General features: G+C 56.6%; 17 protein-coding genes. 9 read left to right on the forward strand and 8 right to left on the reverse strand.

From position 1 onward, the window contains the following. The first annotated feature begins 17 nt into the window (after nucleotides 1–17). Nucleotides 18–875 carry a DUF817 domain-containing protein gene (locus ACFQDM_RS10850; RefSeq protein WP_377378921.1) on the forward strand — a complete coding sequence of 286 codons (858 nt, stop codon included), beginning with the start codon at nucleotides 18–20 and terminating at the stop codon, nucleotides 873–875. 67 nt (nucleotides 876–942) lie between these two features. Here the strand turns inward: ACFQDM_RS10850 and ACFQDM_RS10855 are convergent, their stop codons facing one another. Further along, nucleotides 943–1,215, reverse strand: coding sequence for a hypothetical protein (locus tag ACFQDM_RS10855; RefSeq protein ID WP_377378923.1), 273 nt, complete (start codon nucleotides 1,213–1,215; stop codon nucleotides 943–945). A gap of 114 nt (nucleotides 1,216–1,329) precedes the next feature. Next, on the reverse strand, nucleotides 1,330–1,710 hold the full coding sequence (locus tag ACFQDM_RS10860) for a nuclear transport factor 2 family protein (protein ID WP_377378925.1): 381 nt from the start codon (nucleotides 1,708–1,710) through the stop codon (nucleotides 1,330–1,332). 124 nt (nucleotides 1,711–1,834) lie between these two features. Here ACFQDM_RS10860 and ACFQDM_RS10865 point away from each other — a divergent pair, with 124 nt between their 5' ends. The 3 genes from ACFQDM_RS10865 to rarD all read left to right on the forward strand — a co-directional run bounded on the left by ACFQDM_RS10865 (nucleotide 1,835) and on the right by rarD (nucleotide 4,972). Further along, nucleotides 1,835–2,884 (forward strand): aspartate-semialdehyde dehydrogenase, encoded by a 1,050-nt coding sequence (locus tag ACFQDM_RS10865; protein WP_377378927.1) that lies wholly within the window; start codon nucleotides 1,835–1,837, stop codon nucleotides 2,882–2,884. A 174-nt stretch (nucleotides 2,885–3,058) separates the two neighbouring features. Then, on the forward strand, nucleotides 3,059–3,919 hold the full coding sequence (gene yghU / locus ACFQDM_RS10870) for a glutathione-dependent disulfide-bond oxidoreductase (RefSeq protein WP_377378929.1): 861 nt from the start codon (nucleotides 3,059–3,061) through the stop codon (nucleotides 3,917–3,919). A 159-nt stretch (nucleotides 3,920–4,078) separates the two neighbouring features. After that, entirely contained in the window at nucleotides 4,079–4,972 is an 894-nt protein-coding gene (gene rarD, locus ACFQDM_RS10875) for an EamA family transporter RarD (RefSeq protein ID WP_377378931.1), read from the forward strand. A 15-nt stretch (nucleotides 4,973–4,987) separates the two neighbouring features. Here the strand turns inward: rarD and ACFQDM_RS10880 are convergent, their stop codons facing one another. From ACFQDM_RS10880 to tsaD, 3 genes are all read right to left on the reverse strand, one after another. Next, entirely contained in the window at nucleotides 4,988–5,512 is a 525-nt protein-coding gene (locus ACFQDM_RS10880; protein ID WP_377378932.1) for a response regulator, read from the reverse strand. Between the two features lie 148 nt (nucleotides 5,513–5,660). Further along, complete coding sequence (locus ACFQDM_RS10885) at nucleotides 5,661–6,158, reverse strand: response regulator (RefSeq protein WP_377378934.1); 498 nt, start codon at nucleotides 6,156–6,158, stop codon at nucleotides 5,661–5,663. A 207-nt stretch (nucleotides 6,159–6,365) separates the two neighbouring features. After that, nucleotides 6,366–7,472 (reverse strand): tRNA (adenosine(37)-N6)-threonylcarbamoyltransferase complex transferase subunit TsaD, encoded by a 1,107-nt coding sequence (tsaD, locus tag ACFQDM_RS10890; protein WP_377378936.1) that lies wholly within the window; start codon nucleotides 7,470–7,472, stop codon nucleotides 6,366–6,368. A gap of 68 nt (nucleotides 7,473–7,540) precedes the next feature. Between tsaD and hemC the strand changes: the two genes are divergently transcribed. The 4 genes from hemC to ACFQDM_RS10910 are packed head-to-tail and all read left to right on the forward strand — an operon-like array spanning nucleotide 7,541 to nucleotide 12,166. Continuing rightward, nucleotides 7,541–8,485: a hydroxymethylbilane synthase gene (hemC, locus tag ACFQDM_RS10895; RefSeq protein WP_377378938.1), complete on the forward strand. Its 945-nt coding sequence runs from the start codon at nucleotides 7,541–7,543 to the stop codon at nucleotides 8,483–8,485. Nucleotides 8,486–8,490: 5 nt separating this feature from the next. Continuing rightward, nucleotides 8,491–9,219, forward strand: coding sequence for a uroporphyrinogen-III synthase (locus ACFQDM_RS10900; protein WP_377378940.1), 729 nt, complete (start codon nucleotides 8,491–8,493; stop codon nucleotides 9,217–9,219). Between the two features lie 32 nt (nucleotides 9,220–9,251). Continuing rightward, nucleotides 9,252–10,709, forward strand: a complete 1,458-nt coding sequence (locus ACFQDM_RS10905; protein ID WP_377378942.1) for a hypothetical protein — start codon at nucleotides 9,252–9,254, stop codon at nucleotides 10,707–10,709. After that, entirely contained in the window at nucleotides 10,706–12,166 is a 1,461-nt protein-coding gene (locus ACFQDM_RS10910; RefSeq protein WP_377378944.1) for a heme biosynthesis protein HemY, read from the forward strand. The genes ACFQDM_RS10905 and ACFQDM_RS10910 overlap by 4 nt, the downstream gene beginning before the upstream one ends. Here the strand turns inward: ACFQDM_RS10910 and ACFQDM_RS10915 are convergent. After that, nucleotides 12,163–12,603: an acyl-CoA thioesterase gene (locus ACFQDM_RS10915; protein ID WP_377378946.1), complete on the reverse strand. Its 441-nt coding sequence runs from the start codon at nucleotides 12,601–12,603 to the stop codon at nucleotides 12,163–12,165. The two genes, ACFQDM_RS10910 and ACFQDM_RS10915, sit on opposite strands and share 4 nt — an antisense overlap. A gap of 70 nt (nucleotides 12,604–12,673) precedes the next feature. After that, nucleotides 12,674–13,156 (reverse strand): group III truncated hemoglobin, encoded by a 483-nt coding sequence (locus ACFQDM_RS10920; protein ID WP_377378948.1) that lies wholly within the window; start codon nucleotides 13,154–13,156, stop codon nucleotides 12,674–12,676. Nucleotides 13,157–13,293: 137 nt separating this feature from the next. Between ACFQDM_RS10920 and ACFQDM_RS10925 the strand changes: the two genes are divergently transcribed. Continuing rightward, on the forward strand, nucleotides 13,294–14,955 hold the full coding sequence (locus ACFQDM_RS10925) for a U32 family peptidase (protein WP_377378950.1): 1,662 nt from the start codon (nucleotides 13,294–13,296) through the stop codon (nucleotides 14,953–14,955). Here the strand turns inward: ACFQDM_RS10925 and ACFQDM_RS10930 are convergent, their stop codons facing one another. Beyond that, nucleotides 14,956–15,525: an ECF-type sigma factor gene (locus ACFQDM_RS10930; protein WP_377378952.1), complete on the reverse strand. Its 570-nt coding sequence runs from the start codon at nucleotides 15,523–15,525 to the stop codon at nucleotides 14,956–14,958. Nucleotides 15,526–15,654: the final 129 nt, after the last annotated feature.

The raw sequence follows: 15,654 nt of genomic DNA on the forward strand, positions 1-15,654 counted from the left end.
TTGTTTGTGGGGGATAAATGCAAGCGACGAAATCGGTTCGACAAAGACTGCATGATCAGCATGTTGCGCTTCGGGCGCGCTGGGTGAGGGGTGTCTGGTCTCTTGCCGCTTATGAATTTCTGTCTTTTGGTATCAAGCAGGCTTGGGCCTGTCTTTTTGGCGGTGCGATGGTGTTTCTGCTTCTCGCAACTTATCTTTTTTACCCGGCCGAGGCCGCGCTCACCCGTTATGATTTCATCTTTCTCTGCGCCCTTGCCATTCAGCTGGGGTTTCTCCTGACGGGTCTCGAGAGTTGGGAGGAGGCCCGCGTCATCTTCGTCTTCCACATGGTCGGGACGGTGATGGAGGTTTTCAAAACGGCGCATGGCTCGTGGATCTATCCGGAAGAAAGCCTGTTCCGGATTGGAGGTGTGCCACTGTTCACAGGCTTCATGTATGCCTGCGTCGGCTCATATATTGCTCGGTGCTGGCGGATATTCGACTTCCAGTTCGATCGTTTTCCGCCGCTCTGGGCGCAAGGGCTGCTGGCCGCGGCGATCTACATCAATTTCTTCACCCATCACTACACGATGGACATTCGGCTCGGCCTGTTTGCGGCGAGTGTGCTGCTTTACGGGCCGTGCATGATACGCTTTCGACCGGATCTGAAGCATCGCTTCATGCCTTTATTGCTGGGGCTGGTTCTGGTCGCGCTGTTCATCTGGTTTGCGGAGAATGCAGGGACATTCGCGAGAGCCTGGACCTATCCGGGTCAGGAACATGTCTGGCAGCCCGTTTCCATACACAAGCTCGGAGCCTGGTATCTACTGATGATTATCAGCTTCGTGCTGGTGGCAGCGATTCATGCGCCGCGGGACCGGAAAGAAATTGAATAACTCGCCGCTCGCAATGAGCACCTGTCAGGATTACGGGCAAGCGTTCCGGTCTGCGGGCGCAATGCGGTCAGTTGACTTTCAGAACCTCATCGACGGACCGCCAGCCGGAGGGGCCGATATAGTCAGCATGGGCGATGCGTATAGAGTGTATGACGGCTTCTATTTCCCGGCGCCAATGGTCGAGAAACCGGGCCAGACGGGCAAACTCCGGGGCTTTGTCCATCGTCTGCCAGGTAAAGCTCTGCAGGAGCTTCGGGTGATCGGGCATATAGTAGAGGATCTCAGTGGTGAGCAGCCCGCTGCCCATCAGTCTTGCTTCGAAGTCAGCTGAATGAGTCATGAAACTTACCTCCTTGGTTAGATAAGTTTGCGAATTCATTCCTAAACTGAAAATGAATTTTTACATAGAATACAGAACATTAGCAGCATGCATCGAGTGCTGCTATCATCCGTATCAGGAATAATCGGCGATCCGCGTCAACAGATTGTCTTCCGCCTCAAAGATGGAAACACCACGAATGTCGATGGATTGGCCTTCTTTGGTGCCGTTTGGCAAATTCAGGGCAGCAATTCCCTGGAAATGGATCTCGGCGGCGGCCTGACCTTCCGGGCTGCAGATCAGATTGATGATGCTCTGACGGCGGTATTTGAAGGCGTTCGCGCTCGCTTCTGCGACCTGACGCAGGGCATCCTTGCCATTCATCTGCATGGACTGGCCTGCATTCGAGAAGTTTTCGAAGGTCACTGAGTCGCTGACGCACTCCATCATGTCGTCGATTTCCATGCGATTATAGCAATCGACATAGCGTTGAATGAGTGCTTCCAGATCGGACATTCGGCGATACCTCTCGTGCGCTCGCTTAAAACGTTTTGACCAGATTTATGCAAGAGTGTTTTGCACTGGCCGGATTTTGCTGTAAGCCACGCCCTTCGTGGTACACAAGAAGGAATTAAAAGACATGGCACTTCGCGTCGCAGTCGTTGGAGCAACCGGCAATGTAGGCCAGGAAATGCTCAACATTCTCCAAGAACGCCTCTTTCCGGCGGACGAGGTGATTGCGATCGCGTCTCGACGTTCGATTGGCCGTACCGTCTCCTATGGAGACAAGGAACTCAAGTGCCATGACATTGAAAACTTCGATTTTTCAACGGTCGACCTGTGTCTGATGTCCGCCGGTGGCAGCGTTGCCAAGGAATGGGCGCCGAAAATCGCGCTGCAGGACTGTATCGTGATCGACAACTCATCAGCGTTCCGCATGGACCCGGCTGTTCCGCTGGTCGTTCCGGAAGTGAACGCGGATGCGGTCATGGGCTATGAAGAGAAATACATCATCGCCAACCCGAACTGCTCGACGGCTCAGCTCGTCGTTGCGCTGAAACCGATCCACGACAAAGTTGGTATTGAGCGCGTGGTCGTCTCGACGTACCAGTCTGTGTCCGGCGCTGGTAAATCAGCGATGGATGAGCTCTGGAACCAGACGAAAGGCATTTTTGTCAATCAGGAAGCCGAGCCTCGCGAATTCACCAAGCAGATCGCTTTCAACGTGATCCCGCACATTGATGTGTTCACGGATGACGGCTTCACCAAGGAAGAGTGGAAGATGGCGGTCGAGACGAAGAAAATTCTCGATCCGGATATCCAGCTGGTCGCGACATGTGCGCGCGTTCCAACTTTCGTTGGTCACGCTGAAGCGGTTCACCTCGAGCTGGCTGGCCCGCTTAGCGCCGCTGATGCAACCGAACTCCTGCGCGAAAGCCCAGGCATTATGGTCGTCGATAAGCGCGAAGATCAGGGCTATATCACGCCGGTTGAGTGCGTAGGTGAATGGGCAACCTTCATTTCCCGTATCCGTGAAGACAAAACCGTCGAGAATGGCCTGGCGTTCTGGTGTGTGTCCGACAATCTGCGCAAGGGCGCGGCCCTCAACGCTGTTCAGATCGCAGAAGAACTGCTCAATCGCGGCGTTCTGAAGCCGGAGAAATCTCCTGCGGCGGTTGCTGACGAATAAGGTCCGCAGCATTCATTTTCGAATTTGAAGAGCAGCGCTGGGTGACTGGCGCTGCTTTTTTCGTTCTGCGATCACGCGCTCTTGAAGACCTGCTGACTTGATGGTCGCAATGTAGCAACCAGATGCTAGTCTGCTCGCAAACATTACGAAGGCAGTTGATAGGGAGCTCTGCACATGTCGCAACAAGACGAATACACACCGCCAAAGGTCTGGACTTGGGATAGTGAAAGCGGTGGGCAGTTCGCCAATATCAATCGCCCGATTGCAGGACCGACGCATGATAAGGAATTGCCAGTCGGCAAGCATCCGCTCCAACTCTATTCACTCGGCACGCCAAACGGCATCAAAGTCACGGTTATGCTCGAGGAACTGCTCGAGAAGGGCTTTGACGGTGCCGAGTATGACGCCTGGCTGATCAATATCGGCAAAGGTGACCAGTTCAGCTCCGGCTATGTCGAGATCAATCCGAATTCCAAAATTCCGGTGATGTTCGATACGACGAACCAGCGACGTATCTTCGAATCCGCTTCTATCCTGTTCTATCTCGCTGAGAAATTCGACAGCGCATTCCTGCCGACAGACGGCAAGGCGCGCACCGAGACAATGAACTGGCTGTTCTGGCAAATGGGATCGGCGCCATATCTTGGCGGTGGCTTTGGGCATTTCTATGCCTACGCCCCCTACAAAATGGAGTATCCGATCAACCGTTTTGCCATGGAGACAAAGCGCCAGTGTGATGTGCTGAACCGTCACCTTGCTGAAAACGAGTATTTCGCAGGCGACGAGTACACGATTGCCGATATGGCGATCTGGCCATGGTATGGCGCGCTCGTGAAGGGCCAGGCCTACAGTGCCGGCGAGTTTCTCTCTGTTCACGAATACGAACATGTCATTCGCTGGGCGGATCAGATCGCGAAGCGTCCAGCCGTTCAGCGCGGACGTATTGTGAACCGGACCTTTGGTGAAAAGCAGCTTGCTGAGCGCCATGACGCCAGCGATTTCGAAACCAAGGTCGTCATCAACAAAGACGGCTAATGCCTCGGCAGCCCCGGCTTATCAGCCTGCCTCATGCGGCTGGGCAAGCCGGGTTTGTCTGCCTGTCTGGCGAACAGTTTCAATCTGAAAGCAGCCTCCGCAAGATTCGGGCTGGTAACTCTTTACCCGTCTGCTAAGGCCGATCCGGGAGGCTTCTTCATGTCATCAGAATCGCGCCTTGGCGTATTTACCGGTTTGGGTGCCTACGTCATGTGGGGCTTTTTGCCGATTTACTTCAAGCTTGTTGGCCATGTGGCGGCAACCGATATTCTGGCGCACCGGATTGCCTGGTCCTTGCCGACAGGCCTCTTGCTGATCGTTATTGCCAATCGCTGGAGCGAGCTGTTTGCACTCCTGAAATCCCGCAAGGCGCTCTGGCTTTTGCTGTCATCGGTCCTGATTGCCGGCAATTGGCTTCTTTATATCTGGGCCGTTGGCGCCGAGCGCGTGATGGAAGCCAGCCTTGGCTATTTCATCAATCCACTCGTCAATGTCGCAATCGGCGCGATCTTCCTGTCAGAAAGACTGCGTCGCCTGCAATGGGTCGCCGTCGCCTTTGCGTGTGCGGGCGTTGCGGTTGAAACTTACGAGCTTGGTCGCCTGCCATGGGTCGCGCTGATCCTGTGCGCCACCTTTGCGAGCTATGCGGTTATCCGTAAACAGGTCCCGATTGACAGCCGTGTCGGCTTCACGATGGAAGTTCTGCTGCTCTTCCCGATTGCCGTGATCTGGCTCTTTGTGGGTGTGCAGCAGGGGCGTGCCGTCTTCGGCGATGGACCTGGAGACTTCGGGCTTCTGATGCTGGCCGGACCTTTGACGGCCTTTCCATTGATCCTCTTCGCCCTGTCTGCGCGACGTCTCAGGTTTTCGACGATCGGGATCATGCAGTATGTGGGGCCAAGCCTGCAATTTGGTGTCGCGCTTGCCTATGGAGAAGCGCTCACGCCAGTGCGGCTTGCAACATTCGCGCTGATCTGGATCGGCGTAATTCTGTTTTCGATTGACGCCTATACCCATGATCAGAAGATGCGCAGGCCCGTCAGGCAGGCCTGATCTTCGAACGCGTTTCTAGAAGTTTGCGTCAGCGCCAAAGGCAGGTTGGGTTGGCTCCGGCTCAGTCTGGCGCCGTTCCGGTCCCTTATAGTTCGGATCCTGACGACGGCGTCGGTCCGGGCCGAAATAGGTCGAGGACCTGATGAAAGGCCGGTTATAGTTCACAACCGATACGATGCGCTGATACAGCGTGTTTGCGTTGATCGGTTTGCAGCAGAATTCAGTGACCCCGATATCCCGCGCCTTTTGCACCATGACCCGTTCCGAGTGCGCGGTAATCATGATGATCGGGACGTAAGGGTCCGGAGAGTCCGGTGAATTCCGGATCATATCGGTAAATTCAATGCCATCGAGAACGGGCATGCGCAGGTCGAGAAAGATCAGATCAATGGCGTTCGATTTGATGATCTCGAATGCGTCAGCAGGGTCCTGAGCGGTCAGAACCTTGTCGAAACCGAAGCCACGAACCATAGTCGCAATAATTCTGAGCATGTGGATGTTGTCATCCACGACAAGAACTGTGAGCTGTCTCGTCTTCATGGATCGAAGTCCCGGCTTGGTAGAGTCCGTCCCGTTTTAGGTCGGGAAAGTTAACAGAAGACGAGGAAGGTTATACCTTTCTCTGTTTAACCTGGCTTTTATGGGTGATTTTCGGCGCTTCTGTTCGTGGGGCAGAAACGCAGAGGTCTTATTCGAGTGAAAACTCATCTGCAGGTTTTCGTCTTTCCGGTCCCTTATAATTCGGGTCATTCCGGCGTCGCCGGTCCGGGCCAAAATACGTCGCGGTTCGGATGAAGGGGCGATTGTGCTCCACCACCGCTGAAATCCGTTGAAACAGTGTATTGGCCGTCAACGGCTTACAACAGAACTCCGTGACGCCGGCATCCCGTGCTGCCTGAACCTTTGATCGTTCCGAATGTGCTGTGACCATGATGATCGGTACAAACGGGTTGGGTGAGTCCTTTGAGTTTCTGACCAGACTTGTAAATTCGATACCGTCCAGAACCGGCAATCTCAGATCCACCACGATCATATCAATCGGTGTGTTCTTCAGCGTTTCCAAAGCGCTCGCAGGATCCTGCACGGTGTGAACCTTGCGAATGCCAAACCCTCGCAGCATCGCTGTCAGAATGCGCACCATGTGCACATTGTCATCGATAACGAGTACGGAAATGTCCGACATCATGGTCTGAGGGCCTGTTTTTTCGGGTGAACATGTTTGGCGCGCCGTAAAAGTTTTATGAAGACGCTCACATGTTGGCTTTTGGTCTCAAAAAAAATCGGCTTCAAGCGCTGTGCGGTTGAAGCCGGTCAGGAAAGCCAAATGTGCGAGAATGAAACGTGACAACATTCTCGATGTTCGTTGTGCGAGTTTCGTGCCAACCGCAGGTGCTCAGGCCTTCGCGCCCTTCTTGCCACTTCCGAAGACGGGCGCAGATGCGGCAGATGCTTCATCAAGCGGCCAGCGAGGACGGGCGGCCAGATCCATTCCCGATTGTTCGCCCAGCGCGAGCCGCATGGCACCTGCATAAGCGATCATGGCGCCGTTATCGGTGCACCATTTGAGCGGCGGCGCGGCAAATGCAAAACCCTCTTCCTCGCACAGGCCCTGAAGCGCGCTGCGCAGGGTTTTGTTTGCACCAACTCCGCCTGCGATGACGAAAGCAGGCTGCGCATCGGATGGAAGATCGCGGCGAACCATCTGCATGGCCGTTCGGGTCTTGTGGACCAGCACATCCCGAATGGCGGCCTGAAAGCTTGCGGAAATGTCGCAGACGCGTTCGCGTGTGAGCGGTTCGGCTTCTGAAGCGCGCAAAACGGCTGTCTTGAGGCCTGCGAACGACATGTCGAGCCCCGGACGATCAAGTAACGGGCGTGGCAGCTTCACAGCTGTTTCATCGCCCTCTGCGGCGGCGCGCTCCAGCGCGGGGCCGCCGGGGAAACCCAGTCCGAGAACCTTGGCGGACTTGTCGAAGGCTTCTCCGACCGCATCATCAATGGTTGAGCCCAGACGCTGGTAGTCATTCAGCCCGTTGACGCGCAAGAACTGACAATGCCCGCCGGAAACCAGCAATAGGAGATAGGGAAAGTCGACCGTCTCGGACAGGCGAGGCGAAAGGGCATGCCCTTCCAGATGGTTCACACCAATAAAGGGCTTTCCGGTCGCAATTGAGAGCGCCTTGGCTGTCATCATGCCGACCATCACGCCACCGACCAGGCCGGGGCCTGTCGTTGCAGCAAAACCGTCGACATCTGAAAGGCTTACACCGGACGCTTTCAGCGTTTCGCGCACCACATCATCGCATTTTTCAGCATGTGCGCGGGCTGCGATTTCGGGCACCACGCCGCCATAGTCGCGATGTTCATCGAATTGACTGGCGACCACTTCTCCGAGCACAGTCGGTCCGTTGGCATCCAGGCGCAGAACAGCCGCAGCTGTTTCGTCGCAGCTGGTTTCGATGCCAAGTACGGTAAGGGGTGGTGTCTGGGCTTGCTCCATGGTGGGCGCGGTTGTAGCCCTTCTGTCCTCGAACGCAAATCCCGTAATGATGGAATGACTGGGAAAAGATGAAAACGCTCCGGATCGGAACCAGACAATCGCCGCTCGCATTGGCGCAGAGCAATTGGGTCGCACAGCAGCTGAACACGCTTTTGGCGGGCAGCTATATCTGCGAGCTGGTTGGTATGACGACGAGCGGAGACCAGCTTCAGGATCGCAGCCTGTTGGAAGCCGGTGGCAAGGGGCTCTTCACCAAAGAGCTCGATATTGCTCTGGAAAGTGATGATGTGGACCTGCTTGTCCATTCCCTGAAAGACGTGCCGGTCATGCTCCCGCCGGGACAACGCATTCTGGCTTATCCAAAACGCGAAGACCCGCGCGATGCATTTGTGTCTCTGAAATATAAAAGTCTCGATGAGCTTCCGGAAGGTGCCACGCTTGGCACCTCAAGCCTCAGACGCCGCGCACAGGCGCTGGCATTGCGCCCCGATCTGAAAGTCGTCGAATTTCGCGGCAATGTGCAAACCCGACTTTCCAAACTGCAGGCGGGTGTCGCAGATGCCACGTTCCTGGCCTCTGCCGGGTTGAACCGCCTCAATGTACCGGAACACGCTTGCGAGCTTCTCAATCCGACTGACTTCCTGCCGGCCGTCGGTCAGGGCATTCTGGCGATTGCGGGCATGCCGGACAGGCTGGAAGAAAAAGTGTTGCAGGCGCTCGTCGAATTGAGCGATCTGGAAACAGAGCGCGCAGCGACCGCCGAACGCGCAGCGCTCGCTGCACTGGACGGTTCGTGCCGAACCCCCATTGCGGCGCATCTTTTCCACGAGGGCGCAGGGATTTACCGTCTGAAAGCCAGTGTCACACATCCGGATGGCGCGCCGAGCTATGAAGCAGAACGCACGCTTCATGGCAGCGAGCTCTTCCTCGCCGATTTCATGCAGCTCGGGCAGGATGTTGGACAGGCGATCCGGGATGACGCCGGAGATAAATTACCGCATCTGGATAGCTGAGTGCCATGACCCAGCAGGTGATCATCACGCGGGCAGAGCCGGGTGCGACCGAAACGGCGGCGCGTCTGGCAGCGCTCGGGTATGAAGCGCTGAAAATGCCTGCTCTGGAGATCCGCGAACAGAAAACGGACCAGCAGCCACCTGCGCACGAGATCGCTTACATCTTTACAAGCGCGAATGGCGTTCGTGCGGTTCAGTCTGCGAACTGGCCGCTTGATAAGCAGGCCATTTGTGTCGGACCGGCAACCCTGCAAGCGGCGGAAGGCGCGGGATTTCCGCAGTGCTGGAACGCCGATGGCAATGCAGATGACGTGTTCGATTTGATCGCGACCGTGTTTGAGCCTGCGACGGCGCCCGAGTTCTGGCATGTCGCAAACGAAGCGGCGGCGGGCGACCTGGCGAGGCGCCTGAAAGACATCGGCTTTCGTGTCGCATTTCTACCGCTCTATCGGACGGAACCTGTGCTCTGGTCGCAAGTTAAACTGGTCTGGGATCAGATCGTCAGTCCTGAGGCTACGCTCCTGATCCATTCTGCAAAAGGCGCAGCAAGTGCTGCGGCCTGGCTCGAGAACTGGGGGGGCACCACTGACAAGATGAAGCTGGTTGGCGTTTCAGAGCGCGCCATTGCGCCGCTTCAATCTTTCTCGTTTCAAAAAACATCATATGCAGCGCGGCCAAATGAGGCTGAACTGATCGAGACCCTTCAAACAACACTCAATAAGAGTGTATCATAGAATCAAAACGCTTTTCGGGAGAACACATTCAAATGGCTGAGCCAGACAACGCCTCTCAGGATGAACCGATCGATGTCGAGTTCACATCTGCAGACACAGCAGAGACGGAGGTGCAGTCAAAGCAGAGCTCAGGGCCGGGATGGGTTGGCCTGATCGTGGTTGGTGTCTTCGCTGCACTTGCGGGCGGCGCCATCGGCGTCGTCGCTGGTGGAACGGGCGGGCGCTATGCGCAGGCAAGCGAAGTCGCACTCGATATCTCACAGCTTCAGGACACAGATCGTAGTCTGCAGGAACAGGTGACGCGCCTGAATGATGATGTGCGCTCTGTGCAGACGCTCGCTGAGGCCGCGAATGATACGCTTGAGACGCGAGAGATCGAAACCGAAGAGAGCTTTGAGGCGATCTCGACGGAACTCGCGCAAATTCGTCAGTCCTATCTGGCCCTGCTGGGAGATGCAGTGGCTCAGGAAGCCCCGGCGGAAGAAGGCGACGCTGAAAACGCGCCGCAACCGGATGCCACTGATGATGCGGGTGAGACGCCGGAGCCAGCACCAGACGCGACACCGTCTGTGCCAATGCCGGGCATCACCCTCGCACAGGTGATAGAACGTCTCGAAAGCGGAACGGGCGGCAATGGTGGTGCTCAGGCTGCGTCTCCAGAGCTCGTCCGCAATGTTGCGGCTCTGCAAACGCGCGCCGATCAGCTCGAACAGGCAGACGCAAAGCTTCAGTCTGCTGTGCAGGCGCGTCAGGCTGCGATCAATGCCCTGGAAAAAGATGTCAAAGCGCTGGAGACTGCACTCAATCAGACCAGACAGTCACAGAACCAGCTTCAGCAAGCTGCACAAAAAGACCGTCAGGCGTCCAATGAGAAAAACGAACAACTCACCGGCGACCTGAATGCGCTGCGCAAGATCGTCAATCAGCGGCTTTCCAATCTTGATGAAGCCAAGCTGAGCGCCAATGAGGAAGCGATGATCAAGCGCGCCGACCGGGTGCTGGCGCTGGCAGCTCTCGAAACCGCAGTGCGGGCAGGTGAGCCTTATGAAAAACAGCTGGAAGAACTGGCCCTGAAACTGCCTGCCAACTCGCGGGTCGCAGGTCTTCGCCGCCTTGAGGGCGAAGAAATCCCAACCACGATTGAGCTGAAAAATTCCCTGCAGACCCTGAAAGAAGATGTTCGCACGGCAGGCATGCCGGATGCGCCTTCCGGTCAGTGGGCATGGCTTGGAGATCTCCTGTCCAGCGTGGTGACCGTACGCGAAGAGGGCACGGCTCAGGGCGCAACGGCGTCCCAGCGTGTCGATACCGCGCTCACATTGCTGGAGGCAGGCGACCTGCCGGGGGCGCTCAACGAAGTGAAACCAATTGATGGTCCGCAGGGTGAGGTGCTCGCCGACTGGATCGCTGCTGCCGAGCGCCGCGTTCAGGCCGATAGTCTGGTCGAGCGTCTGCGAACGGATGTGATGGACCTGGAGACCGCGCAATGATCCGTCTTGTCATTATTGGCCTTGTCCTCGTCGCGATCGTTCTGGGCGCGCTTTGGCTGAATGATGTGCCATGGCGCGTGGTTCTGGAACGCGAGAACCAGCCTGATTATGCGTTCAGCATGACGGGCGCTGCAGCTATCATGGCGCTTCTGGGCGCGGTGATTGCACTCCTGTGGAGCCTGTTCATCGGCGCTCTGCGTCTTCCGGGGCGTTTTTCACGCATGCGCAAGCGGTCACGCACCCGCAAGGGAAATGACGCGCTGGCGTCAGGCTTGCTCGCGGTTGAAGGTGGCAATCTGAAAGACGCGAAAAAGCTGTCTCAGAAAGCACTCTCAGACGCCGAAGATGAACGCCTCGCTTTGCTGCTTGATGCCCGGACGGCTGAACAGGAAGCGGACTGGACGAGAGCAGAACGCGCTTATGCCGAACTTGCCCGCAAACCGGGCGCGCATCTGGCTGGCCTGAAAGGTCTGACCGGCGCTGCTGTGAAGCGCGGTGATTATTCCATGGCGATCGAACGGGCCAAGGAAGCGCTGACCATGAAGGGGGAAACCGGTGACTGGCCCTTCAAGTCATTGTTTGAAATCTATGTCGCGCGCTTTGAATGGGCCGATGCCCGCAAAGTGCTCAACACCGGCGAATCCAAAGGCCATATAGATGCGGCAGCGGCGCGCCGCCGTCGCGGTGTGCTGCTTGTGGCGGAAGCACATGACATCATGTCAGCCGACCCGGAAGGTGCTGAACGACTGCTGGGCGATGCGCTGCGTCTGACGCCGGGGCTGCCGGCAGCGGCTTTCCATCTGGCGCGGCTTCAGCTGGCGCGTGACGAAACCAAAGCTGCCAGCTCGACGCTCGAGACCGCATGGCGCGCGAGACCGCATCCGGCCATTGCCATCATCGCAGAGCGTGTGGATGAGGCCTCCGGTAAGCCCGCAGCGCGCAAAACCATGCATCTTCTGGCCAATGCGAACAAAACGCATCGTGAGACAGCCCTTCTGAAGGCCGATCTTGCCATTACAGACGGTGACTGGGACGGCGCAGAAAAGGCGCTTGCGCCACTGCTTCAGGGCACGCAGCCAACTTCTCGCGTCTGCCGCCTGATGGAGATGATCCATCGTGCACGCGACGAAGACAAAGCGGCGCGTGACTGGGGACAGAAAGCTGCGAACGCACCGCGCGAACCGGAATGGAGCGATATCGAAACCGATGGCTCGGCCTTTGACTACGCCAAAGAAGACTGGGCGCGGCTCGTTTATGTCTATGGTGATGGAGCGCAGCTCATTCACCCGCGCCACGAAACCTATCGCGCAGAGCTGGATGTCGTGCGAAACCGAGCCCTGGCCGCGCCAACCGCGCAGGATCTGGAGCCGAAGAAGCCGCAGATCGCATCAAAGAAAACAGCAGTCGATGAGCCGACGGCAACGCCGCCACCCGTCGACTATGTGAAGGATCGCTAGGCTGTCTCGGTGGTTTTGATGCTTTGCCGTGCCAGCATGCTGCGCATCTCGTCCGGGATTGGGCAGGCTTTGCCATCCCGCGTGCAGACGAGAACGGTTTTGCACATGCCGAGGAGTTCGCCATTCTGGAAAAGTCCCTGACCCATCAGAAAGGATGAGGAATTGATCTGCGCAATGCCGGTGCCCATCTCGATCGCGCCGGGCCAGAAGCCTTCACCCAGATACTGAAAGGTCAGTTCGGCCACCAGAATGCGCGTGTCTCTCTGCTGCTTGTCAAAGGCCTGCATATAGAAATTGGCGCGCGCCTCTTCATAGAACTGGCCGAGCCGGATGGCGTTCAGATGCCCATATCCGTCCATATCGCTAACGCGCGTCGTGATGGTGGTATGGATGGGATAGGCAGAGAGGTGTGTTCCGGGAGAAGCAGGAATACGCATGAATCAAGGCCCCTGAAAATAAGATCAGCTTCCTTGAACCCGGCTTGACGCTAGGGCTGTCAAATTCTGGCTAGGTGCGTTTTTCCGGATCGAAGGCATCTGGGCGGTAGGTGAAGATATTCAGCTGGAAACCGCGGGCAATCCGGGCGGCACGCTCAATGAAGTAGTCTTCGGCCGCTTTGCTGGGCGCGGTGTCCTGAAGCGTCTTGTAGAATAGCTCAAGCCAGGTGGCGAAATGCTCTGGCGTCAGGCCTTTCAGGGCCATGTGCTTTGGCATGGGCCGGCCTTCATACGTGTTGAGGCCCAGCGCCATCGATCCCCAGAAGCTTTTCATTGTGGCAAGGTGTTGGTCCCAATGGCCATCCACGACCTCGTCGAATATCGGGCCGAGCAGCTCATTTTGCTGCACCCGTTCGTAGAACGTGTCCACAAGCGTGGAGATATAGGCCTCATCCACGCCCATCGCGTCGGCCTGAGCGCGAATATCGGCTTGTTTCTGTTCGGCGCTCCGCAGGCGTTTTTCCGGGGCAGGTGCGCTTTGGTCATGTGGCATGGCAGATATCATCCTTCCCTTGCCAGATAGGGCAGAGCTCGACCGATTGCAAAGCGCGCTTTGCCACACGGGCGGAAAGCAGGCTGCGCCAAATTGGTCGCATTGCTTTTCTGATTGAAAGCCGGAAAAAGCCCGCCATGAAACGTTCAGAACTCCTCATGCCAGCAGGCAATCTCGAAAAGCTGAAAGTCGCCGTCCTTTATGGAGCGGATGCGATCTATATGGGCACGCCGGATATGTCCCTGCGGACCAAGGCGGAATTCACGCTGGAACAGGTTGTGGAAGGCATTGCCTTTGCCCATGCCCATGGCAAGCGGGTGTATCTGACGCTGAACCTTTTCTCGCATAACAAGGATGTGCCCAAGCTCGCAGAATATGCGGAAACCATCCGGGAAATTTCGCCCGATGGTCTGATCATTGCCGATCCGGGGGTGTTTCAGTTCATGAAAGAGGCTGTGCCGCACATTCCGCTGCATATCTCAACACAATCCAATGTGTGTTCCTGGCTGACAGTGAAATTCTGGGAGCAACAGGGCGCCGAGCTGTGCGTTCTGGCGCGTGAAGTCTCTTTCAATGAGCTGGTCGAGATCCGCGAAAAATGCCCGGATATCAAGCTTGAAGCCTTTATTCATGGCGCGATGTGCATGACGTATTCGGGGCGGTGCCTCCTGTCGAACTTCATGTCGGAGCGCGGCGCCAACCAGGGCAATTGCGCCAATTCCTGCCGCTGGCACTATAAGGTGCATGTCCGCCTGAAGGACGGCAAAGTGCATGAGCTGCCGATAACGGATGAGAACAAGGAATTGTTCGAGTTTCTGCTCGAGGAGGATTGCCGTCCGGGTGAGCTGATGCCGATCGAGGAAGATGACCGCGGGTCCTATATTCTGAACTCCAAGGATATGTGCATGATGCCGGTGCTGGACGACTATCTGCGTCTTGGCGTGGACAGTCTGAAGGTAGAAGGGCGCAATAAGAGCCTTTATTACGTGGCGCTTGTTGCGCGGACTTATCGTGCGGCGATTGATGCCTGGTATGCGGACCCGGAAAGCTGGAACCCGAAACCCTATCTGGATGAACTGCGAAACGTGTCCAATCGCGGGTTCACGATGGCCTTTCATCATGGTCGCCTCACCAATTATGCCCACAATTACGAAGACACCCAGTCGATTGGTGAGTGGGAGTTTGCGGGCATGATTACCGAGGTGTGTGATGATGCATTTGTCATGCAGGTGAAGAACCGCATTCTGGCAGGCGATGTTCTGGAATTTCTGCCGCCGGATGCAGGCGCAGAAACCAGCCTGCTGCGGATCTATGAGTTTGAGGATGCGGCCACGGGTGCCATCACGGAGAAGGTTTCGGGCGGCCCGCAGACGCAAATCCGTATCCCCTTCAGCCTGTTCGATCAGGAAGATATCGTCTCTCTGAAAGCGCGCATTCCGGTTCATACCATCGTGCGCAAGGAAACCCCGCTCACGCAGAAGCAATGGGATCGCATCCGTCTCGACAAGACCGGCATGAAGATCGAAATGGAAGGCCGGGTTGATGCAGACGCCGTGGACCGGCTTTACGCACGCCAACGCGGCGCGCTAATCGAATCGCGCGCCGCAGATACCAAGGAGACGCGATTCAAAACGGCCCGGCTTGGCATTGAAGGCTGCTGTGGTCGGGGCTGCAATGGATGCATGATCTTCTGGAATGACCCGGAATTTGAAAAAGCCCGGACACTGCTCGCGCGGAAAAAACAGGGTGAGATGTTCGAACGCGACGCCCGGAAGATGGCGCTGGAAGACGAGTCGTAATCAGGAATCCTGAATGTATCGCACACCCATACGTGGAGCGAGCCAGCCTTTCAGGCCCTGCCAATCGCGGCGGATCGTTCGCACATGAACATTCAGCATTTGCGCTGTTTCATCTTCTGTCATGCCAGCAAAGAACCGGGCATCCAACACGCGTAACCAGCGTGGATGCGTGTCGTGAAGCTCGCGGATGAGCTGAGCGATCTGCAGGATTTCTTCAGGGGTTTCCGAAAACTCTGGGAGCACTGTTTCGATATCGTCCAGATTTTCGACCGGCTCACCACCTCCGCGTTTCTGAGCGTACTTCCTTCGTGCATAATCGATGATGACCTGCCGGATTGCCAGTGCGGCCACACTCATGAAATGCGCTTCTGATAGTTTGTCCTGACTGGCTGAGACTTTCAGAAAGGCATTGTGAAGAATCTCGACCGTTTCGAACGTGTCAGCCACCCCTCGTTTGCGCCGATTGGCGCAGGCAATGGCCTTCAGATCCTCGTAGAATTTTTCGAAGAGTTCGGAGGCAAGCGCCAGATCCTCGGCTTCGAAAGGGGTGTTTGGCGGATCAGTCTGCATGCGAAGGCTCGGCGGATAGTGGCGTATCGGAATACTGAGTCTGCACAATGGATAGCACAAGCCGGCGCTCATGGCGTAGGCACTCACGCAGCAAATTCTGTTTGAATTCACCCTGATGGGTGAGCTCGC

Source organism: Ponticaulis profundi (genome assembly GCF_042659465.1).
Classification (GTDB): Bacteria; Pseudomonadota; Alphaproteobacteria; order Caulobacterales; family Hyphomonadaceae; genus Ponticaulis; species Ponticaulis profundi.